Source organism: Pseudomonas sp. PSPC3-2, assembly GCF_049897085.1.
GTDB lineage: Bacteria > Pseudomonadota > Gammaproteobacteria > Pseudomonadales > Pseudomonadaceae > Aquipseudomonas > Aquipseudomonas paraveronii.
Genome location: NZ_JAFCVO010000007.1, coordinates 107,112 through 132,242 on the forward strand (window position 1 = coordinate 107,112; position 25,131 = coordinate 132,242).

General features: G+C 61.7%; 25 protein-coding genes. 15 read left to right on the forward strand and 10 right to left on the reverse strand.

Features of this window, described 5'->3' with window-relative positions; translation table 11 throughout:
- Positions 1–65 precede the first annotated feature (65 nt).
- Entirely contained in the window at positions 66–749 is a 684-nt protein-coding gene (locus tag ACP7CJ_RS13625) for a DNA-3-methyladenine glycosylase (RefSeq protein WP_276195018.1), read from the reverse strand.
- Between the two features lie 174 nt (positions 750–923).
- On the opposite strand from ACP7CJ_RS13625, the gene ACP7CJ_RS13630 reads away from it, so the two are divergent.
- From ACP7CJ_RS13630 to ACP7CJ_RS13690, 13 genes are all read left to right on the forward strand, one after another.
- The gene (locus tag ACP7CJ_RS13630) at positions 924–2,189 is read left to right on the forward strand and encodes a glutamate-5-semialdehyde dehydrogenase (RefSeq protein WP_276195017.1); all 1,266 of its coding nucleotides are present in this window, start codon (positions 924–926) and stop codon (positions 2,187–2,189) included.
- A complete protein-coding gene (gene nadD / locus ACP7CJ_RS13635; protein WP_253399436.1) occupies positions 2,189–2,833 on the forward strand; it encodes a nicotinate-nucleotide adenylyltransferase in 645 nt (214 codons plus the stop codon). The genes ACP7CJ_RS13630 and nadD overlap by 1 nt, the downstream gene beginning before the upstream one ends.
- Positions 2,834–2,902: 69 nt before the next feature.
- The gene (gene rsfS, locus ACP7CJ_RS13640) at positions 2,903–3,397 is read left to right on the forward strand and encodes a ribosome silencing factor (RefSeq protein ID WP_058412893.1); all 495 of its coding nucleotides are present in this window, start codon (positions 2,903–2,905) and stop codon (positions 3,395–3,397) included.
- A gap of 9 nt (positions 3,398–3,406) precedes the next feature.
- Positions 3,407–3,874 carry a 23S rRNA (pseudouridine(1915)-N(3))-methyltransferase RlmH gene (gene rlmH / locus ACP7CJ_RS13645; RefSeq protein WP_003176297.1) on the forward strand — a complete coding sequence of 156 codons (468 nt, stop codon included), beginning with the start codon at positions 3,407–3,409 and terminating at the stop codon, positions 3,872–3,874.
- Between the two features lie 15 nt (positions 3,875–3,889).
- Positions 3,890–5,788: a penicillin-binding protein 2 gene (mrdA, locus tag ACP7CJ_RS13650; protein ID WP_276195016.1), complete on the forward strand. Its 1,899-nt coding sequence runs from the start codon at positions 3,890–3,892 to the stop codon at positions 5,786–5,788.
- Positions 5,789–5,819: 31 nt separating this feature from the next.
- Positions 5,820–6,923: a rod shape-determining protein RodA gene (rodA, locus tag ACP7CJ_RS13655; protein WP_017848344.1), complete on the forward strand. Its 1,104-nt coding sequence runs from the start codon at positions 5,820–5,822 to the stop codon at positions 6,921–6,923.
- A gap of 17 nt (positions 6,924–6,940) precedes the next feature.
- The gene (gene mltB / locus ACP7CJ_RS13660) at positions 6,941–7,951 is read left to right on the forward strand and encodes a lytic murein transglycosylase B (protein ID WP_276195015.1); all 1,011 of its coding nucleotides are present in this window, start codon (positions 6,941–6,943) and stop codon (positions 7,949–7,951) included.
- Entirely contained in the window at positions 7,951–8,949 is a 999-nt protein-coding gene (locus tag ACP7CJ_RS13665; protein ID WP_276195014.1) for a septal ring lytic transglycosylase RlpA family protein, read from the forward strand. The genes mltB and ACP7CJ_RS13665 overlap by 1 nt, the downstream gene beginning before the upstream one ends.
- A gap of 183 nt (positions 8,950–9,132) precedes the next feature.
- Positions 9,133–10,290: a D-alanyl-D-alanine carboxypeptidase family protein gene (locus tag ACP7CJ_RS13670; protein WP_046381929.1), complete on the forward strand. Its 1,158-nt coding sequence runs from the start codon at positions 9,133–9,135 to the stop codon at positions 10,288–10,290.
- A gap of 85 nt (positions 10,291–10,375) precedes the next feature.
- Positions 10,376–10,651 carry a DUF493 domain-containing protein gene (locus ACP7CJ_RS13675; protein WP_276195013.1) on the forward strand — a complete coding sequence of 92 codons (276 nt, stop codon included), beginning with the start codon at positions 10,376–10,378 and terminating at the stop codon, positions 10,649–10,651.
- Positions 10,651–11,298: a lipoyl(octanoyl) transferase LipB gene (gene lipB / locus ACP7CJ_RS13680; protein WP_247398643.1), complete on the forward strand. Its 648-nt coding sequence runs from the start codon at positions 10,651–10,653 to the stop codon at positions 11,296–11,298. Before ACP7CJ_RS13675 ends, lipB begins: the two co-directional genes overlap by 1 nt.
- 26 nt (positions 11,299–11,324) lie before the next feature.
- Positions 11,325–12,326 carry a lipoyl synthase gene (gene lipA / locus ACP7CJ_RS13685; RefSeq protein ID WP_276198000.1) on the forward strand — a complete coding sequence of 334 codons (1,002 nt, stop codon included), beginning with the start codon at positions 11,325–11,327 and terminating at the stop codon, positions 12,324–12,326.
- Between the two features lie 151 nt (positions 12,327–12,477).
- The gene (locus ACP7CJ_RS13690; RefSeq protein ID WP_426100552.1) at positions 12,478–13,398 is read left to right on the forward strand and encodes a S66 peptidase family protein; all 921 of its coding nucleotides are present in this window, start codon (positions 12,478–12,480) and stop codon (positions 13,396–13,398) included.
- Positions 13,399–13,526: 128 nt separating this feature from the next.
- Here ACP7CJ_RS13690 and ACP7CJ_RS13695 read toward each other — a convergent pair whose 3' ends face one another.
- The 5 genes from ACP7CJ_RS13695 to leuS form a co-directional block, all read right to left on the reverse strand.
- Positions 13,527–14,852 (reverse strand): lytic murein transglycosylase, encoded by a 1,326-nt coding sequence (locus ACP7CJ_RS13695; protein WP_426100554.1) that lies wholly within the window; start codon positions 14,850–14,852, stop codon positions 13,527–13,529.
- Between the two features lie 61 nt (positions 14,853–14,913).
- A complete protein-coding gene (gene arfA, locus ACP7CJ_RS13700; protein WP_003176285.1) occupies positions 14,914–15,078 on the reverse strand; it encodes an alternative ribosome rescue factor ArfA in 165 nt (54 codons plus the stop codon).
- 156 nt (positions 15,079–15,234) lie between these two features.
- Complete coding sequence (gene holA / locus ACP7CJ_RS13705; protein ID WP_321863947.1) at positions 15,235–16,272, reverse strand: DNA polymerase III subunit delta; 1,038 nt, start codon at positions 16,270–16,272, stop codon at positions 15,235–15,237.
- Between the two features lie 39 nt (positions 16,273–16,311).
- Positions 16,312–16,917, reverse strand: a complete 606-nt coding sequence (gene lptE, locus ACP7CJ_RS13710) for an LPS assembly lipoprotein LptE (RefSeq protein ID WP_426100556.1) — start codon at positions 16,915–16,917, stop codon at positions 16,312–16,314.
- 89 nt (positions 16,918–17,006) lie between these two features.
- Complete coding sequence (gene leuS, locus ACP7CJ_RS13715) at positions 17,007–19,613, reverse strand: leucine--tRNA ligase (RefSeq protein WP_276195007.1); 2,607 nt, start codon at positions 19,611–19,613, stop codon at positions 17,007–17,009.
- Between the two features lie 262 nt (positions 19,614–19,875).
- Between leuS and ACP7CJ_RS13720 the strand changes: the two genes are divergently transcribed.
- Together ACP7CJ_RS13720 and ACP7CJ_RS13725 are read left to right on the forward strand one after the other, a co-directional pair.
- The gene (locus ACP7CJ_RS13720) at positions 19,876–20,193 is read left to right on the forward strand and encodes a hypothetical protein (RefSeq protein ID WP_253399409.1); all 318 of its coding nucleotides are present in this window, start codon (positions 19,876–19,878) and stop codon (positions 20,191–20,193) included.
- 108 nt (positions 20,194–20,301) lie between these two features.
- Positions 20,302–21,063 carry a YdcF family protein gene (locus ACP7CJ_RS13725; RefSeq protein WP_426100558.1) on the forward strand — a complete coding sequence of 254 codons (762 nt, stop codon included), beginning with the start codon at positions 20,302–20,304 and terminating at the stop codon, positions 21,061–21,063.
- Positions 21,064–21,187: 124 nt separating this feature from the next.
- Here ACP7CJ_RS13725 and lnt read toward each other — a convergent pair whose 3' ends face one another.
- Genes lnt through ACP7CJ_RS13745 form a run of 4 tightly spaced genes read right to left on the reverse strand, consistent with a single transcriptional unit; the run spans position 21,188 to position 25,054 of the window.
- On the reverse strand, positions 21,188–22,711 hold the full coding sequence (lnt, locus tag ACP7CJ_RS13730) for an apolipoprotein N-acyltransferase (RefSeq protein WP_276195005.1): 1,524 nt from the start codon (positions 22,709–22,711) through the stop codon (positions 21,188–21,190).
- A gap of 8 nt (positions 22,712–22,719) precedes the next feature.
- Entirely contained in the window at positions 22,720–23,559 is an 840-nt protein-coding gene (locus ACP7CJ_RS13735; RefSeq protein WP_247403765.1) for an HlyC/CorC family transporter, read from the reverse strand.
- 42 nt (positions 23,560–23,601) lie between these two features.
- Positions 23,602–24,060 carry an rRNA maturation RNase YbeY gene (ybeY, locus tag ACP7CJ_RS13740; protein ID WP_276195004.1) on the reverse strand — a complete coding sequence of 153 codons (459 nt, stop codon included), beginning with the start codon at positions 24,058–24,060 and terminating at the stop codon, positions 23,602–23,604.
- Positions 24,053–25,054, reverse strand: coding sequence for a PhoH family protein (locus ACP7CJ_RS13745; RefSeq protein WP_276195003.1), 1,002 nt, complete (start codon positions 25,052–25,054; stop codon positions 24,053–24,055). The genes ybeY and ACP7CJ_RS13745 overlap by 8 nt, the downstream gene beginning before the upstream one ends.
- Positions 25,055–25,131: the final 77 nt, after the last annotated feature.

Genomic DNA, 25,131 nt, shown 5'->3' on the forward strand with positions numbered 1-25,131 from the left:
GCGCCCACAGAGGATCGGTTGCGTTGCAGGTAGCCATTTCCAGCAGGAACAACCGGTTCAAGCCTTCAAAGCAAAAAATAGTCGCGGCCTTCGACCTGGCCCCGGCGCAGCGGGTTCCGCGTGCAATAGGCCGCATAGCCAGCATCGACGAAGCGGTACATCAAGTGTTCATCCCTGCCGCTGGGAATGCCCAGGCGAGTGGTCTGGATAATGTGCATCGGCACCTGGCCGACGTCTTCCACATAGAGCCGCTCCTGTTCGAAGCGCTTGGCATCCCACATTGGCACTTTCAGGCCCAGCGCCTTGCACAGCAAGGTCTGGCCGGCGCAGAGCTTCTGCGAGGGGCGCGGGCCGCCATTGGCGTCCGGGTTGTTCAGCAGCATCTGCGCCAAACTCGCCGGGCCGCAGATGTCATCGACCCAGGGATAGGCGGATTTGATCAATACCGCATTGCCCGGGCCTTGGGCGCTGAAGTTCAGCGAATCGCCGCCACGGGCGTAGTACATATAGATATGCCCACCATCCAGAAACAAAGCCTTACGCTTTTCTGTGTAGCCCAGTGAGGCATGGCTGCCTTTTTCGGCCATGTAATACGCTTCGGTTTCAATAATCCGTGCCGAAAGCCAGATATCTCCGACACGATGGCGGATGACTTTGCCGAGCAATTCCCGCGCAAGGAGTTGCGCATCGCGGTCGAAGAAGCGGTCGGGCAGGGCGCTGGCGGGGAGTTGGGAGGTAACACTCGACATGGCGTTCAGGGTAAATACGGCTAAATGTGACGGAATAATAACAACTCCCACCTTAATTACGGCTGAACCCCAGGTTTTTACAGTTCATTTCGACCATCCGCCCCTCACCGCTGTCAGTCGGGCGGCGTCACAGCTATAATCTGCCGCTTTCCTCTTTGCCAAGACTCCCTGACCATGACTGAGTCCGTTCTTGACTACATGACCCGCCTGGGTCGCGCTGCCCGTCAGGCCTCGCGGTTGATCGCCCGTGCGAGCACCGCACAGAAGAACCGCGCCTTGTTGGCCGCCGCCGATGCTCTGGATGCTTCGCGCTCCGAGTTGGCTGCCGCCAACGAACTGGACCTGGCCCACGGCCGCGCCAATGGCCTGGAGCCGGCGCTGCTCGACCGCCTGGCGCTGACCCCTGCGCGTATCGACGACATGATCGAAGGCCTGCGTCAGGTCGCCAAGCTGCCTGACCCCATCGGTGAAATCCGCGATATGCGTTACCTGCCGTCCGGCATTCAGGTCGGCAAGATGCGCGTGCCCCTGGGCGTGATCGGTATCATCTATGAGTCGCGCCCGAACGTGACCATCGATGCGGCGAGCCTGTGCCTCAAGTCCGGCAACGCGACCATCCTGCGTGGCGGTTCCGAGGCGATTCATTCCAATCGCGCGATTGCCGCCTGCATCCAGCAAGGCCTGGCCGTGGCCGAGTTGCCGGCCGAAGTGGTGCAAGTGGTGGAAACCACCGACCGCGCCGCCGTCGGCGCGCTGATCACCATGCCGGAATTCGTCGACGTGATCGTGCCGCGCGGTGGCAAGAGCCTGATCGAACGCGTCAGCCGTGATGCCAAGGTGCCGGTGATCAAGCATCTGGACGGCGTCTGCCACGTTTACATCGACATCGCGGCCGACATCGACAAGGCGATCCGCATCGCCGACAACGCCAAGACGCACCGTTACGCCCCGTGCAACACCATGGAAACCCTGCTGGTGCACGCCGGCATTGCCGATCGCGTGCTGCCGCCGCTGGCTGCCATCTACCGCGACAAGGGTGTTGAACTGCGTGGTTGCGAGCGTACCCGTGCGCTGCTCGGCGCGGACGTGATCGAAGCCACCGAGCAAGACTGGTACACCGAGTACACGGCGCCGATCCTGTCGATCCGCATCGTCGACGACCTTGACCAGGCCATCGAACACATCAACAAATACGGCTCCAAGCACACCGACGCCATTGTTACCGAGCATTTCAGCGATGCCCGGCGTTTCCTCACCGAAGTGGACTCCGCTTCGGTGATGGTCAACGCCTCGACGCGTTTTGCCGACGGCTTCGAGTATGGCCTGGGGGCGGAGATCGGTATCTCCACCGACAAGCTCCACGCACGCGGCCCGGTTGGCCTGGAAGGCCTGACCAGCGAGAAGTATGTAGTGTTCGGCGACGGTCATGTGCGCACTTGATGGGTAAACGCATCGGGTTGCTCGGCGGCACTTTTGACCCCGTGCATATCGGCCATTTGCGCAGCGCCCTGGAAGTCGCGGATGCCCTTGCGCTGGACGAATTGCGTGTGATCCCCAATGCCCGGCCGCCGCACCGCGATACGCCGCAGGTGTCAGCGCAGCAGCGCCTGGAAATGGTGCGCCTTGCCGTCGCTGGCATCCCGCCGTTGGTGGTGGACGACCGCGAGCTCAAGCGCGATAAACCGTCCTACACTGTCGACACCCTGGAGCTGATGCGTGCCGAGTTGGCCGCGGACGACCAGTTGTTTCTGCTTTTGGGCTGGGACGCATTTTGCGGCCTGCCCTCTTGGCATCGCTGGGAGGAACTCCTCCAGCATTGCCACATCCTGGTTTTGCAACGCCCGGATGCCGACAGCGAACCGCCGGATGCCTTGCGCAACCTGCTGGCCGCGCGGTCGGTAAGTGACCCCTTGGCCCTGACCGGGCCGAACGGGAATATTGCATTCGTCTGGCAGACCCCGCTTGCGGTGTCCGCCACCCAGATCCGTCAACTGCTGGCCAGCGGGAAGTCGGTACGTTTCCTGGTGCCTGACGCGGTCCTGGCCTACATCGATGCGCACGGACTTTACCGTGCGTCGAACTGAAAAGGCGCGCTTGAACGCACGAACAATCGTGCAGCGAGCGCCCGAACATACGAGCAAAACGAGTTTTATATGACGAACAAAGACGTAAGCAAAGTTAAGCGCAAAGGCACCTTCAAAAGCGCGCCACTGCCGGTTGAAGCCCATGTTGGCCCGGAACTGGCTGGCGAAGAGCTGGTGAAAGTCGCCGTGGCTGCCCTGGAAGACGTCAAGGCCCAGGACATCCAGGTGCTGGACGTGCGCGACAAGCAGAGCATCACCGACTTCATGATCATCGCCACCGGTACCTCCAACCGCCAGATCGGCGCGATGCTGGACAAAGTGCGCGAAGCCGTCAAAGCCCAAGGCGTGAAGCCGCTGGGTGAAGAAGGCAAGGGCGACAGCGACTGGGTGCTGCTGGACATGGACGACGTGATCGTTCACATGATGACCTCCAACGCCCGTCAGTTCTACGACCTGGAGCGTTTGTGGAAAGGTGCCGAGCAGAGCCGCGCGGCGGATGGCAAGCACCACAACCCTGAAGTGGGCCATGCGCACTTCGACAAGCTCAACAAAGACCAGGAATAAGGAACGGCTGTGCGCCTGCGTCTGATCGCTGTCGGTTCACGCATGCCCAAGTGGGTGGAAGAAGGCTGGCACGAATATGCCAAGCGTCTGCCCGCCGAGCTGTCGCTTGAGCTGGTGGAAATACCGCTCAACACCCGGGGCAAGAACGCCGATGTGGCTCGCTTTATCCGTCAGGAAGGCGAAGCCATGCTGGCCAAGGTCGGCCCCAACGAGCGCATCGTCACCCTCGAAGTCCACGGCAAGCCCTGGAGCACCGAGCAATTGGCGGTTGAACTGGATCGCTGGCGCCTGGACTCGCGCACTGTCAACTTCATGGTCGGCGGCCCCGAGGGGCTGGCGCCGGAGGTCTGTGCGCGGGCGGACCAACGCTGGTCGCTGTCGGCGCTGACGTTGCCGCACCCGTTGGTAAGGATTCTGATCGGTGAACAGCTGTATCGCGCCTGGACAGTTCTGTCCGGGCACCCTTACCACAAATAGTCTGCGCCCCTCCCGATGACTCAGCCGATCCGCATCAAGGACCACGAGAAAGACGCACGTCTGGTACGCGCGCGCGTGGTTTTTGGCGCGATCATGGTGGTGACGTTGATCGGGGTGTTGATTGCGCGCCTGTATTTCCTGCAGGTGATCCAGTACGAGTATCACTCCACACTGTCGGAAAACAACCGGGTGCATGTGCAGCCGATTCCGCCGACCCGTGGCCTGATTTTCGACCGCAACGGCGTGGTGGTCGCGGATAACCGGCCCAGCTTCAGCCTGAGCATGACCCGCGAACGCTCCGGCGACTGGCAGCAGGTCCTCGATGTGATCGTCGACGTGCTGCAACTGACCCCGGAAGACCGGGCGATCTTCGAAAAGCGCATGAAACAGGGGCGTCGGCCGTTCGAGCCGGTGCCGATCCTGTTTGAGCTGACCGAAGAGCAGATCGCCCGGATTGCGGTGAACCAGTTCCGCCTGCCGGGCGTGGAAGTGGTGGCGCAACTGGTGCGGCATTACCCGCAAGGGCCGCACTTCGCGCACTCCGTCGGTTATATGGGGCGGATCAACGAGAAAGAGCTGAAAAGCCTCGACCCGGTCAATTACAGCGGCACCCACCATATCGGCAAGACCGGCATCGAGCGCTTCTACGAGCCCGAGCTGCACGGCCAGGTGGGTTACGAAGAGGTCGAGACCAACGCTCGCGGCCGCGTGCTGCGGGTGCTCAAGCGTACCGACCCGGTGCCGGGCAAGGACATTGTGCTGAGCCTGGACATCAAGCTGCAGGAAGCCGCCGAGATGGCCCTGGGTGGGCGACGTGGTGCTGTGGTGGCGCTGGACCCGAATACGGGCGAAGTCCTGGCCATGGTCAGCCAGCCCAGTTTCGACCCCAACCTGTTCGTGACGGGGATCAGCTTCAAGGCCTACGCCGAGCTGCGCGATTCCATCGACCGGCCGCTGTTCAACCGGGTGTTGCGCGGCCTGTATCCGCCGGGTTCGACGATCAAGCCGGCGGTGGCGATTGCCGGCCTGGACGCGGGCGTGGTCACGGCGTCGAGTCGTGTGTTCGACCCCGGCTATTACATGCTGCCTAATTACGATCACAAATACCGTAACTGGAACCGCACCGGTGACGGCTATGTCGACCTGGACACCGCAATCATGCGTTCCAACGACACCTATTTTTATGACCTGGCCCACAAGCTGGGGATCGATCGCCTGTCGGCCTACATGGGCAAGTTCGGGCTCGGTCAGAAAGTCTCCCTGGACATGTTCGAAGAGTCGCCCGGCCTGATGCCGTCGCGCGAATGGAAACGTGCAACCCGCCGTCAGGCGTGGTTCCCCGGCGAGACGCTGATCCTCGGCATCGGCCAGGGCTACATGCAGGCCACGCCGCTGCAACTGGCCCAGGCCACGGCACTGGTCGCCAACAAAGGCATCTGGAACCGGCCACACCTGGCCCGCACCATCGAGGGCGAAAAGCCGGTGGATGCAAACCCGATTCCGGACATTGTGCTGCGTGACCCGTCGGACTGGACCAAGGTCAACCACGGCATGCAGCAGGTGATGCACGGCGCCCGGGGCACGGCGCGCAAGGCGGCGATCGGGGCGCAATATCGCATTGCTGGCAAGAGCGGTACGGCCCAGGTGGTCGCGATCAAGCAAGGCGAAAAATATGACCGTTCCAAAGTTCAGGAACGCCACCGCGACCACGCCTTGTTTGTCGGCTTCGCCCCGGCGGACGACCCTAAGATCGTGGTCGCCGTGATGGTCGAGAACGGCGAGTCCGGTTCGGGCGTCGCGGCGCCAGTGGTCCGTCAAGTGATGGATGCCTGGCTGTTGACCGACGACGGCAAGCTCAAGCCCGAATATGGCGGCCCCCCTTCAAGCACCGAGGTTACGGCCAGTGAAGAGTAATTTTGACCGCATCCTTTCCAGCGAGGATGTGATGCGTCGCCGCGCGACATTGCTGCAGCGCATGCACATTGATGGCCCGTTGCTGATCCTGCTGCTGACCCTGGCGGCCGGCAGCCTGTTCGTACTGTATTCGGCCAGCGGCAAGAACTGGGACCTGCTGATCAAGCAAGCGTCGTCGTTCGGCCTGGGCCTGTTGTCGATGGTGGTGATTGCCCAGTTGGAGCCGCGTTTCATGGCGCGCTGGGTGCCGTTGGGGTATGTCGCCGGCGTGTTGCTGCTGGTGGTGGTGGACGTGATGGGCCACAACGCCATGGGCGCGACCCGCTGGATCAATATTCCGGGGGTGATTCGCTTCCAACCGTCGGAATTCATGAAGATCTTGATGCCGGCGACCATCGCCTGGTACTTGTCCAAGCGCACCTTGCCGCCGCAACTCAAGCATGTGGGGATCAGCCTGATCCTGATCGGCGTGCCGTTTATCCTCATCGTGCGCCAGCCGGACCTCGGTACCTCGCTGCTGATCCTGGCGGGCGGCGCGTTCGTGCTGTTCATGGGCGGCTTGCGCTGGCGCTGGATTCTCAGCGTGCTCGCCGCCGCCGTGCCGGTGGCCGTGGCCATGTGGTTCTTCTTTATGCATGACTACCAGAAGCAGCGGATTCTCACGTTTCTCGACCCGGAGAGCGATCCGCTGGGTACTGGCTGGAACATCATCCAGTCGAAGGCGGCCATCGGTTCTGGCGGTGTCTTTGGCAAAGGCTGGCTGATGGGCACCCAGTCGCACCTGGACTTTTTGCCTGAGAGCCACACCGATTTCATTATTGCGGTGATGGGCGAAGAGTTCGGCCTGGTGGGCATTTGCGCGTTGCTATTGATCTATTTACTGTTGATTGGTCGTGGCCTGGTGATCACCGCGCAGGCGCAGACGTTGTTCGGCAAATTGCTGGCGGGTTCGTTGACCATGACTTTTTTTGTTTACGTTTTCGTCAACATCGGTATGGTCAGTGGCCTGTTGCCGGTGGTTGGGGTGCCGTTGCCGTTCATTAGCTACGGCGGAACTTCGCTGGTGACATTGATGTCAGCGTTTGGGGTTTTGATGTCGATTCATACGCATCGCAAATGGATCGCACAGGTTTGAATAAGGTGAAGATGTCAATGCAAGTAATGCGCTGCTGGGCGACTCGGCATGCGTCCTGGATGAGCCTGATTGGGCTGCTGGGCGCCATGCACGAGGCGCGGGCCGGTGACTACGATGGTTCGCCCCAAGTCGCCGAGTTCGTCGGTGAGATGACCCGCGACTACGGCTTCGCCGGTGAACAGCTGATGGGCGTGTTCCGCGAGGCGCAGCGCAAGCAGGCGATCCTTGACGCCATCTCCCGCCCGGCCGAGCGCGTGAAGCAGTGGAAGGACTATCGCCCGATGTTCCTGACCGATGCCCGCGTGGCACGGGGTGTGGACTTCTGGCGCGAGCACGAAGCCGTGCTGGCCCGCGCCGAGCAGGAATATGGCGTGCCCGCCCAGGTGATTGTCTCGATCATTGGCATTGAAACCTTCTACGGGCGCAATACCGGCAGTTATCGGGTGATCGACGCCTTGTCGACCCTGGGCTTCGATTACCCGCCCCGCGCCGATTTTTTCCGTAAGGAACTGCGCGAATTCCTGCTGCTGGCCCGCGAAGAACAGGTCGACCCGCTGACCCTCAAAGGCTCCTACGCCGGTGCGATGGGCTTGCCGCAGTTTATGCCGAGCAGCTTTCGCGCCTACGCGGTGGACTTTGACGGCGACGGCCATATCAATATCTGGAGCAACCCGGACGATGCCATCGGCAGCGTGGCCAGCTACTTCAAGCGCCATGGCTGGGTGGGCGGCGAACCGGTGGTCAGCCGTGCCGACGTGAGCGGTGAGCGCGCCGATGAAGGCCTGACCCAGGGTATCGAGCCGGCCAAGACGGTCGGGGAGTTGCGGGCGCTGGGCTGGTCAAGTCATGATGCGCTGCGCGATGATATGCCGGTTACGGCTTTCCGCCTGGAAGGCGAAAACGGCCCTGAATACTGGATGGGCCTGAAGAATTTCTACGCAATCACGCGTTATAACCGCAGTGTGATGTACGCCATGGCCGTGCATCAACTGTCTGACATGCTGGTCCAAGCACGGGGCAACAAGTAATGCGGGCATCGCCGTTGAAAAAACCGCTCAAGCTGGTGGCGTTTGCCGCGTTGTCCTTGCTGGTTGCCAGTTGCTCCACCAGTCGCGCGCCGACGCAAAAGTCCGGGGGGGCCGCCGTTCGTTCCCAGCCGGGCCTGGACATCAACCGCGCGCATAAAGACGGTGCGCCGTGGTGGGACGTCGACGTGTCGAAAATCCCGGATGCCACGCCAACCCTGCACACCGGCCCGTACAAGGCCAACCCCTATACCGTGCTGGGCAAGAATTACTTCCCGCTGCAGGACTCCAAGACCTACGTACAGTCGGGTACAGCGTCGTGGTACGGCACCAAGTTCCACGGCCAGAACACGGCCAATGGCGAGGTCTATGACCTGTACGGCATGAGCGCGGCCCACAAGACCCTGCCGCTGCCCAGCTATGTGCGCGTGACCAACCTGGACAACAATCGCACGGTGATCCTGCGGGTCAACGATCGCGGGCCGTTCTATTCGGACCGGATCATCGACTTGTCCTACGCTGCCGCGAAGAAACTCGGTTATGCCGAAACCGGCACCGCGCGGGTCAAGGTCGAAGGGATCGACCCCGCGCAATACTGGGCCCAGCGTGGTAAGCCGGCACCCTTGATGCTCAACGAGCCGCAGGTCGCGCAACCCCAAGTGACGGCGTCGACCGGCAAGATCGAGCAGTGGACGCCACCTGCGCAACAGCACGCCCCTGACACGGTCGTCGTGCCCCGCGCTGCGCCGGGTGCCTCGGCCGCTGGCGGGCAATACCTGCAAGTGGGCGCTTTCGCCAACCCGGATGCGGCAGAGCTGTTAAGGTCCAAGCTGAGCGGCATGGTCAATGCGCCGGTCTTCATCAGCTCCATCGTGCGCAATCAACAGACCTTGCACCGCGTGCGCATGGGCCCGATCGGTTCGCCGAGCGAGGTCGCGCAAGTGCAGAACAGCGTGCGTTTGGCCAACCTGGGGCAACCCAGCGTGGTCAGCGCCGAATAAACCGTAAAGGATTGAAGGTTCAGGTTCGTGCGCGCGCCTGAGCCCTGGTTGTTGGCTCGTTGAACAATAAAACCCAGGGGCAAGGGGTGGGCAGGCAACCGAACACGCGACAGACTGGTAACGGGCTGTCTGAATAAGTTTTGCCCGCGAGGGCAAGTTTCCATAAGTAATTTCGAGAGACGGATGAACATCATCACCTTAGCCAAACGCACGTGCCTGCTTATCTCGCTGATCATCACCCCGGCCGCCTGGGCGGTTGAAATGGTGCCGGCTTCACCGCAACTGGCCGCCAAGGCCTGGGTCCTCATGGATGCCGCCAGTGGCAACGTGCTGGTGGAAAACAACGGTGACCAGCGCCTGCCACCCGCCAGCTTGACCAAGCTGATGACGGCCTACATTGCGACCCTGGAAATCCGTCGCGGCCAGATCGGCGAAAACGACCCGGTGACCGTCAGCGAAAACGCCTGGCGCACCGGCGGTTCACGGATGTTCATCAAGGTCGGTTCGCAGGTGACGGTCAGCGATCTGCTGCACGGCATCATCATCCAGTCCGGTAACGACGCCAGCGTCGCCCTGTCCGAGCACATCGCCGGCAGCGAAGACGCGTTCGCCGACATGATGAACAAAACCGTGGCCGACCTGGGCATGACCAACAGCCACTTCATGAACCCGACCGGTCTGCCGAACCCAGAGCACTACTCGTCGGCTCACGACATGGCGATCCTGGCGCGCGCGATCATTCGTGTCGACCCGGTCCACTACGCGATCTACTCCCAGAAGGAATTCTTCTGGAACAACATCAAGCAGCCTAACCGCAACCTGCTGCTGTGGCGCGACAAGACCGTTGACGGTCTGAAAACCGGTCACACCGAAGAAGCCGGCTACTGCATGGTGTCGTCCGCCGTGCGTGATGGCCAGCGCCTGATCGCCGTGGTCTTCGGCACCAACAGCGAGCAGGCCCGTGCGGCCGAGACGCAAAAACTGCTGACCTACGGTTTCCGCTTCTTCGAAACCCAGACCTTCTATCAGAAGGGTGCTGAACTGGCGACCGCGCCGGTATGGAAAGGCGCGACCTCGCAAGTCAAGGCCGGCCTGGCTGAAGACCTGACCCTGACCATGCCTAAAGGCCAGTTGAAAAAGCTCGCTGCCAGCATGACCATGAACCCGCACCTGGTTGCGCCAATCGCCAAGGGCGACGTGATCGGCAAGGTCGAAGTGAAACTGGACGATAAAGTGGTACACAGTGCCGACCTGATCGCCCTGGACGCCGTCGACGAAGGTGGTATCTTCCGCCGCGTGTGGGATAGCATCCGTCTATTCTTCTACAGCTTGTTCAACTGATAAGTGTGCACCTGCAAAGCCCCGTGTTGATCCGACACGGGGCTTTGCCCGTCGCCACGGCTTACGCTTACGAGGCTGTTACGCCATGACCGATAAAGAAGTAAAGGCGCCAAAGATCGAATTCCCGGTGACGGATTATCCCGTCAAGGTGATCAGCGATACCGGTGTGGGCAACAAGGACAAGATTATCGACATCGTGCGTAAACACGCGACGATCAACGACAACCGTGTGGATGAGCGTTCGAGCACCAACGGTAAGTACACCACGATCCAATTGCACATCGTTGCGATCGGTCAAGACCAGCTCTACGACATCAACAGCGAACTGCGGGCCACCGGCTTCGTACACATGGTGCTGTGATGCCACAGGTCCTGGGCTTTCGCGAGCTCGGTCGGATGGACTACGAGCCCGTCTGGCACGCCATGCAGCGCTTCACCAACGAGCGCGGCAGCTCGGCTCCCGATGAAATCTGGCTGGTGGAGCACCCGCCGGTGTTCACCCAGGGCCAGGCCGGCAAGGCCGAGCATCTACTACTTCCGGGTGATATTCCGGTGGTGCAGGTCGACCGAGGGGGGCAAGTGACTTACCATGGGCCCGGTCAACTGGTGGCGTATCTGCTGCTGGACGTGCGCAAGCTGGGGTTTGGCGTGCGCGACCTGGTGAACCGCATGGAGGCTTGCCTGATCGAGCTGTTGGCCAGTTACGGCGTGAGCGCCACGGCCAAGCCCGATGCGCCCGGTGTGTATGTGGATGGCGCGAAAATCGCCTCCCTGGGGCTGCGCATTCGCCACGGTTGTTCGTTTCATGGCCTGGCGCTGAATGTGGACATGGACCTGGCGCCGTTCCGGCGTATCAACCCGTGCGGTTATGCCGGGTTGGCGATGACCCAGTTGAGCGACCACGCCACACCGATTAAATTTGCCGAGGTAAGTGCCCGGCTGCGTGCGCAGCTCGTCAAACACCTCGACTATGCTGAGCAGACGACCCTTACGGGCGGAATCGACTGACTATGACTACTGATGCAGTGCAAACCATGATCCCGACGCTGGACGTCACCGAGCGTCCGGCCCCGGCCCCGCGTGCCAAGGTGGAAGCCGGCGTCAAGCTGCGCGGCGCCGACAAGGTTGCACGCATCCCGGTCAAGATCATCCCGACCACCGAACTGCCGAAAAAGCCTGACTGGATTCGCGTGCGCATCCCGGTCTCGCCGGAAGTCGACCGGATCAAGGCTTTGCTGCGCAAGCACAAGCTGCACAGCGTGTGCGAAGAAGCGTCCTGCCCGAACCTGGGCGAATGCTTCTCCGGCGGCACCGCCACCTTCATGATCATGGGTGACATCTGCACCCGTCGTTGCCCGTTCTGCGACGTCGGCCACGGCCGGCCGAAGCCGCTGGACGTCAACGAGCCGGCAAGCCTGGCCATCGCCATCGCCGACCTGAAGCTCAAGTACGTAGTGATCACCTCGGTCGACCGCGACGACCTGCGTGACGGCGGTGCCCAGCACTTTGCCGACTGCATCCGCGAAATCCGCAAGCTGTCGCCGGACGTGATGCTCGAAACCCTGGTGCCGGACTACCGTGGCCGCATGGACGTCGCGCTGGAAATCACCGCCGCCGAGCCGCCGGATGTGTTCAACCACAACCTGGAAACCGTGCCACGCCTGTACAAGGCTGCGCGCCCAGGTTCGGACTACCAGTGGTCGCTGACCCTGCTGCAGAAATTCAAGCAGATGATGCCGCACATCCCAACCAAGTCCGGCCTGATGCTGGGCCTGGGCGAAACCGACGAAGAAGTGATCGAAGTCATGCAGCGCATGCGCGAACACGACATCGACATGCTGACCCTGGGCCAATACCTGCAGCCGTCCCGCAGCCACTTGCCGGTGCAGCGTTTCGTACACCCGGACGTCTTCGCCTGGTTCGCCGAGGAAGGCTACAAGATGGGCTTCAAGAACGTGGCGTCGGGCCCGCTGGTACGTTCCTCGTACCACGCCGACGAGCAGGCCAAGCTGGTCAAGGCTAGCCTGGTTTCCTGATAGGCATTTGTGCAACACCGCAGGTCCAATGTGGGAGGGGGCTTGCCCCCGATTGCAGAGTGTCAGTCACTGCCTCTGGTGACTGAACCACCGCTATCGGGGGCAATCCCCCTCCCACATTTCGTTCCGCGTTGATTAGGGAGAATCGTGGATGACCGCCGCCGTACCTGCATTGCGTTCTGAAGCCACCATTGGCCTGATCGCGCCCGCCGGCCCTGCCGCGCTGGACGTGGAAAAAGCCGGGCAATGGATGCGCGCCCGCGGCTATGAGCTGCGCATCTTCGCGGGTGTATATGAACGCGACGGCTACCTGGCTGGCAGCGATGACATGCGCCTGCACGACCTGCACGCCGCCTTCGCCGACCCCGCGATTGATGCGATTTTCTGCCTGCGCGGCGGCTACGGCACGCCCCGCCTGCTGGACCGCCTGGACTTCGACCTGCTGCGCGCCAACCCCAAGCCATTTGTGGGGTATAGCGACATCACCGCGTTGCACCTGGCAATCAACCGCTATGCCGGTTTTGTGACCTTCCACGGCCCGATGCTGAATGCCGACCTGCTCGGCGACAAGCAGCCACCGACCGAATCGTCGCTGTTCAACATGCTGCGTGGCCAGCTCGGCGCAGGCAGCGTGCTGACTCACCCTGCAGCCTACCCGTTGACCACGATCGAGCCCGGTATCGCCTGTGGGCGCTTGCTCGGCGGCAACCTGTCGATGATCGCAGCGGTGATGGGCACGTCCTACGAAATCGATGCCGAGGGCATCATTCTGTTTATCGAAGACGTCAACGAGCCGATCTACCGCATCGACCGCTTGCTGACGCATCTGCGCCTGGCCGGCAAGCTGGCCCAGGTAGCGGGTGTGCTGGTGGGGGATGTGGCGGGTGTGGATAACGCCGCGTTGGAGCGGCTGCTGAAACAGACCTTCGAACCGCTACGCATCCCGGTACTGTACGGCTGGCGCAGTGGGCATTGCGATCCGAACCTGACGCTGCCGATGGGGGCGTGGGTGCGGTTGGATGCGGGGGAGCAGCGGGTGGTGTTGGAGCAGGATGTGGTGTTCAACCCCTGAATCTGTCGTCTGCTAAACCGCTATCGGGAGCAAGCTCCCTCCCACATTTGGACCGCGTACATCCTTTGAAATGCAGTCAAACGTGGGAGGGGGCTTGCCCCCGATAGCGGTAGTCGCCATAAGCCGATCTAACGGCTCTGCAACGACTCCAGCAACTTCACCGTCGGATAACCATCCGCCGGCCAGCCCAGTGACTGTTGCGCCGCACGGATCGCCTTGCGCGTGTTGGCGCCGATAATCCCGTCCGGGTTGCCCGCGTCATAGCCGTGGGTGTTGAGTACGGTCTGCAGATCAATACGCTGGGAACGACTCAGCGGCAGTTCATCTTTCGGCCAATCGCCCCGAATCACACCGCTTCCGCCGAAGCGCTCCGACAGCAGGCCAACGGCCAATGCGTAGGACGACGAATTGTTGTACTTGAGGATTGCGCGGAAGTTATCCAGCACCAGGAACGCCGGGCCACGGTAGCCCGCCGGCAGCAACAGGGCGGCGGAGAGCTGGTCGACGTTAGGCGGCATGCTCGCCCCCGGCGGCAATTGGATGCCCAGTTTCAGCCAGTCGGCGACGGTCTTGCGCACGCCACCGTCGGCCAGGGCGTAATCGAAGTTGGTCGGCAGTTGTTTGACTTCGAAGCCCCACGGCTGGCCTTTCTGCCAGCCGGAGCTTTGCAGGTAATGCGCGGTGGAGGCGAGGGCGTCGGCTGGGCTGTTCCAGATATCACGGCGACCGTCGCCGTCGAAGTCCACGGCGTGGGTGTTGTAGGTGGTCGGGATGAACTGGGTCTGGCCCATGGCGCCGGCCCACGAGCCGCGCATCTGGTCGGCCTGGATGTCGCCGTGCTGGATGATCTGCAGCGCCGCGAGCAATTGCGCCTGGGCAAAGGCTGGGCGCCGACCTTCGTAGGCCAGGGTCGCCAGGGAGCGGATCACCGAGTTATTGCCCTGGAACTGACCGAAGTTACTCTCCATGCCCCACACCGAGACGAGCGCCTGGCGGTCGACGCCATAACGTTGCTCGATGCTTTGCAGGGTGTCGGCGTACTTGATCAACAGTGTCTGGCCATTACGCACGCGTACTGGTGACAGCGCGCCGTCGAGGTATTCCCACACCGGGCGGGAAAATTCCGGCTGGCTGCGGTCGGCGCGGATCACTGCCATGTCCGGGGTGATATTGGCGAAGGCCGTATCAAAGACGGCTGGCGTAATCCCGGCAGCCAAGGCTTGCGCACGGAAACCAGCCTGCCATTCGGCAAAGGTCTGGGTGGGCTGGATGTCCAGGTTGTCCACGGCCAGCGGGGCCACGACAGCGGGCGCAACGACCGGTGCGGTCGACAGTGTTGGCAGGGGTTGAGCATCTGCGGCGGTGGGTTTTTCCGCGCAGGCGACAAGCAGAATGAGGCTGGAGGCAGCGATCAATTGGCGAAGGTGCCAACGACGGGAAAGACTAGAGGGCATGCACAGGTCCAGGGATTACAAATCAAGTGCTGACCTTATCATGCCGGAGGGCCGCTTGCCTTCAGGCAGCCAGAAAGTAAGAAGCCTCCCAGCTATTAGACTGGAAGGCTTCGCGGCGGTAGCTGCCTTTGCCCTTGCCGGCGCGTTCCTGACGGCTGCGGAACAGTGGCTGGGCGATGATGGATTTGGCCTTGTTGGGGCCATGCTTAGATGGCTTTTTGCTCATGGTCGTTACTCTCTTCAGGTGGGATGCAGCGGTGCAAATCATCTGCCGAAGTCTGGCCGCTGTAAAGCCTGACAAATTTTTTGAAATGAAAACACAGCCAACATGTGGGAGGGGGCTTGCTCCCACATTGGTTTTGCAGTGTTTTAAGAGGGGGGGTTATTCGGCAGGCAGTGTCAGGCGCTGGCCAGACATCAACAGTGACAAACGACTCAGGCTCATCCACGGCGAACCGGCTGCCTGGCCTTTGATTTGTGCATCGATGCGCTGGGCCTCCAGCAACAATTGCGCCCAGCGTTGCGCCGAGTGCCGTTGCAGGGCTTTGCTCATCAGTGGTTTGCGTTTGTCCCAGACCGGCGGCCGGGCCTGGCTGAAGCATTTGTCCAGCGGCGTGCCCTGGCTGTATTGCAGTGCAATATTGGCCAGTACCCGTAACTCGCGGGCCAGGGCCCAGAGAATCACCGGCGGTTCCACGCCTTCACCGCGCAACCCTTCGAGCATGCGCAGGGCATGGGTGGGCTCGCCATTGAGGATGGCGTCCACCAGCCCGAACACGTCAAAGCGCGCACTGTCAGCCACCGCGCCCTGCACGGTTTCGACGGTGATCTGCCCGTCTTCGGCCATCAGCTTGAGCTTTTCGATCTCCTGGGCAGCGGCAAGCAGGTTGCCTTCGACCCGGGCGGCGATCAGCTCCACGGCGTCCTGCGTGGCCGACAGCCCGGATTGGGACAGGCGCTGACGAATCCACTGCGGCAACTGATTGCTGTCCACCGGCCAGATCTGGATGAACTGGGTCTGTGCCCCCTCCACCAGCGCTTTGCCCCACTTGGTTTTCTGCGCGCTGCCGTCGAGCTTGGGCAGGCTGATCAGTAACACCGTGTCTTCGGCAGGCCGCGAACAGTACTCGATGAAGGCCGCCGCGCCCTTGTCCCCAGGCTTGCCCGACGGCAGACGCAGTTCCAGCAGGCGTTTCTCGGCAAACAGCGACATGCTTGCGCCGGCTTGCAGCAGCGTGCCCCAGTCGAAACTGGCGTCGGCGCTGAACACCTGGCGTTCGTCGAAGCCTTGCTGGCGTGCGGCGGTGCGAATGGCGTCTGCCGCTTCCTGGCACAGCAACGGGTCATCACCGCTGACGATATAGACAGGCGCCAGAGCACCTTGCAGGTGTTTGGCGAGTTGGGCGGGGGCGAGTTTCATAGGCGAGATGAACGGGGCGCCTGGGGCACCCCGTCTGGCTTACTCTACAGGGACTTCAACAGGCGATTGTTTCGGCGTGTTGTTTTCGTACTCTTGCGCGGCTTTCAGGGCATCGGCGTCAGCCTTGGCCTTGTTGTCGGCGGTTTGTTGCAGGAGTTCCAGTTTTTCCGGCGTCAGCTGTTGCAGGCGCAGCATCACGCGCTGGACCAGCTCACGACGCATTTCTTTGCGTACCTGGGTCATTTCCGAGTCCGAGCCCACCAGGTTGTTGCCATCGTGGCTTACGACCTTTTGCACTTCGATCTTGTCACCCATCAATGGCAGATGGTCGCGGCCCTGCATTTCAAAAACCAACGAGGTGTTCAGCTCGATATCGGACGCACGGCCAGCGCTGGCGTAGCTGAGGTTACGCTGGGTTTCTTTCTCGTCTGCCAGGAACAGCTTGTAGGTCGCGCCGGTGTAGACATGCACGCCACTGTTTTCCAGTGTGTCGCGCAGTTGCACAACGGTTTCGCCATAGGCGTTGCGGGCGCTGACGTCCAATTCCTTGATGGTCAGTTCATTGGTGCCGGTACCACGCAGCTGGAAGCCGCAAGCGCTCAGCAGCACAGCAAGGCCCATCACCAGCAAGTTGCGTTTGATCATTTTATTGCTCCCCTTGAAACCATGCGGGCCTTATCGAGGCCCTGAAGGTTTAGTTCGGCGCAGCGCTCAAGCCCTGCGCCCGATCCGATTTAGCTGGCGACGATGTTGACCAGTTTACCCGGCACCACGATCACTTTGCGGATCGTCAGGCCTTCGGTAAAGCGCAGCACGTTCTCGTTGCAGCGCGCGGCTGCTTCGACGTCTTCGCGGCTGGCGCTGGCCGGCATGTCGATCTGGCCGCGCAGTTTGCCGTTGACTTGGATCACCAACTGCAGCGTGTCCTGTACCAGCGCGCTGTCATCCTGCACCGGCCAGCGGGCATCAATGACGGCATCGTTGTGGCCCAGGCGGTTCCACAGTTCATGACTGATGTGCGGCGTGATCGGGGCCAGCAGCAGGGTGACCGCCTCGAGGCCTTCGTGAACCAGCGCACGATCCTGTTCGGTGACGTGTGGCGCTTTTTCCAGCACGTTCATCAGCGTCATCACCTGGGCGATGGCGGTGTTGAACTTGTGGTTCTGGCCCACATCCTGGCTGGCGTGCTTGATGGCCAGGTGGGTGCTGCGGCGAATGACTTTCTGCTCGTCGCTCAAGGCGGCCACGTCCAGCTTGCCCGGCAGGCCCTGGCTGACATGGGCGTGCGCCAGGCGCCAGACGCGCTTGAGGAAGCGGTGCGAACCCTCGACGCCGGAGTCGGACCATTCGGCGCTCATGTCAGGCGGTGAGGCGAACATCATGAACAGGCGGCAGGTGTCGGCGCCGAACTGGTCGATCATCGACTGCGGATCGACGCCATTGTTCTTCGACTTGGCCATCTTCTCGGTGCCACCGATCTCCACCGGCAGGCCGTCGGCGATCAGCTTGGCGCTGATGACCTTGGCTTTGCTGTCGCGCTCGAGCTCGACATCGGCCGGGTTGAACCAGGTGTAACTGCCATTGGCTTCGCGACGGTAATACGTCTCGGCGATCACCATGCCTTGGGTCAGCAGGTTCTTGAACGGCTCGTTGGAACTGACCAGGCCTTCGTCGCGCATCAGCTTGTGGAAGAAGCGCGCGTACAGCAGGTGAAGAATGGCGTGTTCGATACCGCCGATGTACTGATCCACCGGCAACCAGTGGTCGGCCGCCGATTTCTCGACCAGGCCGCCCTCGTAGTGCGGCGAGGCGTAACGGGCGTAGTACCACGAGGACTCGACGAAGGTGTCCATGGTGTCGGTTTCACGCTTGGCAGGCTGGCCGCATTTCGGGCAGTTGCACGCGTAGAACTCGGGCATGCGCGCCAAAGGCGAACCGGCGCCGTCCGGCACCACGTCTTCCGGCAGGATCACCGGCAACTGGTCTTCCGGCACCGGCACGTCACCGCAGGTCTCGCAGTGAATGATCGGGATCGGGCAGCCCCAGTAGCGCTGGCGGCTGATGCCCCAGTCGCGCAGGCGGAACTGGGTGCGCGAGGCACCGAGGTTTTTCTTGATCAGCGCCACTTCGATGGCGTCGAAGGCACCGACGAAGTCCAGGCCGTCGAACTCGCCAGAGTTGATCAGCTCACCGTGCTCGCCGTAGGCGTCTTGCCACGGGGCTGGGTTGGTGTCGCCCGAGCTGGTGCGCACCACGGACTTGATCGGCAAGTTGTACTGGGTGGCGAATTCGAAATCGCGTTCGTCGTGGGCCGGCACAGCCATTACTGCGCCATCGCCGTAGTGCATCAGCACGTAGTTGGCGACCCACACCGGCAGTTTTTCGCCGGTCAGCGGGTGCTCGACGAACAGCCCGGTCGGCAGGCCTTTTTTCTCTTGGGTGGCGACGTCGGCTTCAGCCACGCTGCCGCCTTTGCATTCGGCGATGAACGCCTGCAGCTCAGGGTTGTTCTGTGCGGCCCGGCTAGCCAGCGGGTGTTCAGCCGCGACGGCGACGTAAGTCGCGCCCATCAAGGTGTCCGGACGGGTGGTGAAGACTTTGAGGGCACCCGCTTCGCCGATCGAATCGACGTTGTACGGGAACTGCACTTCCATGCCCTTGGATTTGCCGATCCAGTTACGCTGCATGGTCTTGACCTGTTCAGGCCAGCCCGGCAAGTCGTCGAGGCTCGACAAGAGTTCATCCGCGTAGGCGGTGATCTTGAAGTAGTACATCGGAATTTCGCGCTTTTCGATCAGCGCGCCGGAACGCCAGCCGCGACCGTCGATCACCTGCTCGTTGGCCAGCACGGTCTGGTCGATCGGGTCCCAGTTCACGGTGCCGTTCTTGCGGTAGATCATGCCTTTTTCGAACAGGCGGGTGAACAGCCATTGTTCCCAGCGATAGTAGTCCGGCTTGCAGGTGGTCACTTCGCGGGACCAGTCCACCGCCAGGCCCAGGCTGCGCAGCTGGGTCTTCATGTAGGCGATGTTCTCGTAGGTCCACTTGGCGGGCGCTACGTTGTTCTTCATCGCGGCGTTTTCCGCCGGCATGCCGAAGGCGTCCCAACCCATGGGTTGCAGGACGTTCTTGCCTTGCATGCGCTGGAAGCGGGAAATCACGTCGCCGATGGTGTAGTTACGCACGTGCCCCATGTGTAGCTTGCCGCTGGGGTAAGGGAACATCGATAGGCAATAGAAGGTCTCCTTGCCTGGCTGTTCACTGACTTCAAAGGACTTTTGCTCGTCCCAGAAAGATTGGGCGGCATTTTCTATTTCACGGGGCTGATATTGTTCGTGCATGGCTACTTTTGAACTGAATAGGGGTGGCCTAATCCTCTTCGGTACATTGTCCGGGTCGAGCGGCACCAAAAAGCGCCGCGTCCGTGCCCAAACCCTGCGGGAAGTGGAGTTACAGGAAGCGCCGTAGCATACATGACCCCACTCTATCGAGGGAAACCCTGATTGCTCGGTCGAGGCCGTCTGTCGCGGCGCCGGGCAGGCGCAGCCATGGGGGCTACGCTGTTTATTGGGGAGCAAGACTTATCTTCAATGAGGTGAGGGGATGGTGGAATCGCAGCGAATGTTATCTAAATCGGATGTTTACCAAGGACTCATCGACCGCTTGGGTCGCGCATTGGATGCAGCCAGTACAGCGGGCCGGTTGCGTGATGAACAGCCCGTCGAGTTGGAACTGCGAGGCTTGAGCCACGCGGAGATGGAACTGATCAAGGCTTACCTGGCAAGGAACGAACGCTTGGCCTCTGTCGGCGTGGCTTGCACGCCACCCAATGAGCCTGTGCGGTCGGCCAAGGTGGTGTGGCTCAAGGATGTATCAGCCGCTCGCGGTCCGGAAAAACATCGGGCCGTGCGGTTTAAGTAATACATGCCCCCTTCGCGGCCTGATCATCGCTGACACTGCTTAGTTCTTGTAAAGATTGTCGCTAAACCCCGTTACACCTTAGGCTTCGGGCATCTATGGAGATGCTCGATGCCTATTCGTTATTTCATCAAACAATTGTTGCTGCCGCCCGGCATTCTCTTGCTGTTGCTGGCCCTTGCCTGGTGGTTTCGGCGCAGCCGCCCGCGCCTGGCGGGGTGTTGCTTTGCTCTCGGGTTGGGCGGGATGTGGCTGATGAGTCTACCGGTCATGGTGGAGTGGGGTGCGCGCGCCCTCGAGACGGCGCCGCCGTTGGCCCGGGAGGATTGGTCGAGCCTGGCCCAGCACGCCGATGCCATTGTGGTACTGGGTTCGGGGCGCGAGCGTGGGGACCCGGCCTGGGGTTCGGACCAGCCAACCGGCATCGGGTTGGAGCGTCAACGTTATGCCGCGCGATTGGCCAAGGCCTCCGGGCTGCCGGTGTTGACCAGCGGCGGTTTGCACTACGGTACGCCGCCGAGCGAGGCTGAGTTGATGGCGGTATCGATGCGGGACGACTTCGCTGTGACGGTGCGCTGGAAGGAAGAGCGCAGCCGCACCACCTGGGAAAATGCACAGATGAGCGCCGAGATTCTGTTGCCCGAAGGGATCAAACGCGTCGTGGTGGTGACCCAGGCCTGGCATATGCCGCGTGCGGTCTGGAGCTTTGAAAAAGCCGGTTTCAGCGTGGTGCCGGCGCCGGTCGGCTTCCTTGGCCAGGATAACGCCCGGCCGCTGGGTGGCTGGATGCCGGAGTTCAAGTCGGTGTGGCAGAGCGGGCAGTTGCTCAATGAGGCGGTGGGGCAGGTGGGGTATCGGTTGTTCTACCGATAGCACCGCAAATCAAAATGTGGGAGGGGGCTTGCCCCCGATTGCGGTGTATCAGTATCAAATGTACTGACTGACACACTGCTATCGGGGGCAAGCCCCCTCCCACTTTTGGTTCGGTTTGATGCGGTTAGACGGTTTTGGACATCCGGCCGGCCAATAGCGCCCAACCAAACAACACCAGGCACACCACGATCAGCGGCCACGACCGCCATTGCAGATACGGCGTGAGGTTGTGCATCGGCACCACTTCGCCGTAGAGGATGCCGCGCTCGAACTGCGGGATCTGCGCGGTGATCTGCCCATACGGGTTGATCAGCCCGGTCACGCCGTTGTTGGTGGCGCGGATCATCCAGCGACCGGCTTCCAGCGCACGCATCTGCGCCATTTGCAGGTGCTGCAACGGGCCAATGGAGGTGCCGAACCAAGTGTCGTTGCTGATGGTCAGCAGCAGGTCGCTCTGGGCTGAGAGGCTGGCGGCAAATTCGGGGTAGACCACTTCATAGCAAATGAACGGCGCGATCTGATAGCCCTTGGCCTGCAACATCGCCTGGTCGGACGGGCCGCGTGCGAAGTCCGACATGGGCAGGTCGAAGAAGGCAATCAAGCCACGCAGCATGTCTTGCAGCGGCACGTATTCGCCGAAGGGCACCAGCTTCTGCTTGAGGTAGGTGCCGTCGCCTTCGCCCATCACGGTGATGCCATTGAAGTAGCGCTTCTGGTGATGCACTTCCTGGCGAATCGGCACGCCAGTGATCAGCGCGGTGTGCCGCTCGGCGGCGAACCTGCCCATCATCCCGAGGTAGCCCTCGACGGAGTCCTTGAGCACCGGCACGGCCGTTTCCGGCCATACCAGCAGGTCGACACGCTTGGAACTGAAGCTCATGTCGCGGTACAGCGCCAACTGCGCATTGAGCTGCTCGGGGTCCCACTTCATGCTTTGTTCGACGTTACCCTGGATCGCCGCCACGCTCAGCGGTGCGCCGGACGGTGAAGTCCACGCGTGATGCTTGAGGGCCAGGCCGATGGCCCAGGGCGCTACCAGCAACAACAGGCCGGCGCCGATGAAGGCATTGCGCTTGGTTGCTAGCAGGCGCGGCAGGTTGCACAACACGGCGGCGGTCAGGGCCAGGGCGAAGGAAATCAGCCACATTCCGCCCAGCGGCGCGAGGCCGGTGAGGGGGCCATCGAGTTGACTGTAGCCGGAGTACAACCAGGGGAAACCGGTCAGGAACCAGCCACGGAACGCTTCTTGGCCGACCCACAACGCTGCGAACGTCAGGGCATCGGCCAATGGCGCTTCATTGCGGCGCAGCCAGCGCGCCCACAGCCAGGCGGGCAGGGCGAAGAACAAGGCAATGGCGGCGGTGAACGCCAGCATCAGCAAGCCGGCCAGCAGCACCGAAGCGCCGCCGAAGTGGTGGATGCTGTAGTAGATCCAGCTAGTGCCGGCGCCAAACAGGCCGAAACCGAAACACCAGCCACGGCCGAGGGCCTGGCGTGGGGTCAGTTCCCGCAGCCCTATATAGAACAATCCGACTGCCACCAGCGCAAACGGCCACAGATCGAATGGCGCCAGCGCCAGGGTGGTGATGGCGCCGGCCACCACGGCCAGCAAGTTACCGGGCCAGCCGGGAGCGATGAAACGGCGCATGTCAGTCCTTAGCGGGCAATAGGTGTCAGGCGAATCAGATGAATCCGGCGGCTGTCGGCATTTAGGATGCGGAAGCGATAAGCGCCGATCACGGTGGTCTCGTTACGCTTGGGCAGGTGCCCGAACGCACTCATCACCAGGCCGCCGACGGTGTCGAACTCGTCGTCGGAGAATTCGCTGTCGAAGAACTCGTTGAAGTTCTCGATCGGCGTCAGCGCCTTGACCAGGAAATCACCGCTCGGCAGCGGCTTGATGTAGCTGTCTTCTTCGACATCGTGCTCGTCTTCGATATCGCCGACGATCTGTTCCAGCACGTCTTCGATCGTCACCAGGCCCGCGACACCGCCGTACTCGTCAATCACAATGGCCATGTGATTGTGGTTGGCGCGAAACTCGCGCAGCAGCACATTCAGGCGCTTGGATTCCGGGACGAAGGTGGCCGGACGCAGCAGGTCCTTGATGTTGAAGCTGTCGCCGTTCTCCTTGAGGATCAGCGGCAACAGGTCCTTGGCCAGCAGGACGCCCATGACGTCGTCATGGCTTTCGCCGATCACCGGGTAGCGCGAGTGCGCCGAGTCGATCACGGCCGGGAGGAACTCCCGTGGGGTCTGGGTCGCCTTGATGCTGATCATCTGCGAACGCGGGACCATGATGTCCCGGACCTGCAGGTCAGCCACCTGGATGGCGCCTTCGACGATGGCCAGCGCTTCGCTGTCCAGCAACTTGTTCTGATGGGCCTCGCGCAGCAGCTCCAGGAGCTCCTGGCGGTTTTTCGGCTCGTGGGCAAAAGCCTGGGTCAGTTTACCCAGCCATGACTTTTGCCCGTTGCTCGATCGGTCTTCGCTCATAGCGATTACTCTAAATCCTTTGATGTTTCAGTTGAGTGTTAATCAGTTTTCGTCATCTGCATACGGATCAGGGTGACCCAGTTCTGCAAGCAACGATCGTTCCAGTGCTTCCATTTCTTCGGCTTCGTCATCGTCTATATGGTCGTAACCCAAGAGATGCAAGCAGCCGTGGATGACCAGATGGGCCCAATGGGCCTCAAGGGCCTTGCCTTGCTCCTTCGCTTCACGTTCGACGACTTCGACGCAGATCACCAGGTCGCCCAGCAGTGGGATATCCAGCAGTTCGTCGGGTACGTCGGCGGGAAACGACAGCACGTTGGTCGCGTAGTCCTTCTGGCGCCAGGTGTGGTTCAGTTCGCGGCCTTCGGGTTCGTCCACCAGGCGGATGGTCAGCTCCGAGTCGGCGCTGCGCTGGCGCAGGGCCAGGGCGCACCATTGACGGAACTGCTCTTCGCTGGGGGCGTGCGCGTCGGTTGCCAGTTGCAGGTCAAGCTCAAGCATCGCGGCGGGTGTCCTTGGCCGGGGCGTCGTCGCGATGTTCGAAGCGCTCGTAGGCTTCGACAATGCGCTGGACCAGCGGGTGGCGGACCACGTCCTTGGGCATGAAGTGCGTGAAGCTGATGCCTGGCACGTCTTTGAGCACTTCGATCACCTGGGCCAGGCCCGACTTGGTGCCCTTGGGCAGGTCGACCTGGGTGACGTCGCCGGTTATCACGGCGGTGGAGCCGAAACCGATACGGGTCAGGAACATTTTCATCTGCTCGACGGTGGTGTTCTGGCTTTCGTCGAGAATGATGAAGCTGTTGTTCAAGGTCCGGCCGCGCATGTAGGCCAGCGGCGCGATTTCGATCACCTGGCGCTCGATCAGCTTGGCCACGTATTCAAAACCAAGCATCTCGTAGAGTGCGTCGTAGAGCGGGCGCAGGTATGGGTCGATCTTCTGGGCCAGGTCGCCGGGCAGGAAGCCGAGCTTTTCGCCGGCCTCGACCGCCGGGCGTACCAGCAGGATGCGGCGCACTTGCTCGCGCTCCAGGGCGTCGACCGCACAGGCCACGGCCAGGTAGGTCTTGCCGGTACCGGCAGGGCCGATGCCGAAGTTGATGTCGTTACCGAGGATTTCCTTGACGTAGCGCTGCTGATTCAAGCCGCGCGGGCGAATCATGCCTTTTTTGGTGCGCAGGGCCACGCTGGCTTCGGCCACCGGGTTGTTGGCCAAGTCTTCCACGGCAGATTCCTGCAGGTACAGGTGGACCGTCTCCGGCGACAGCTCACTACCCTTGGTTTCGCGGTAGAGGCGGCGGAGCAGATTTTCTGCAGACGTGGTTTGCTGGGGTTCACCAATCAGCTCGAATTGATTGCCGCGGTTGCGGATCTCGATGCTCAAGCGTTGTTCGATCAGGCGCAGGTGCTCGTCGAACTGTCCGCACAGATTGGCGAAACGGCGAGCCTCAAACGGCTCGAGGAGAAAACGATGGGGTTCGATGGGTGCGTTCAAGGTCGCTTTTAGCCGCCCTTTGGCTGTTGAGGTGAAAGAGAGGATAACGCCACGCGCCGGTGTGCGAAAGCACTTAT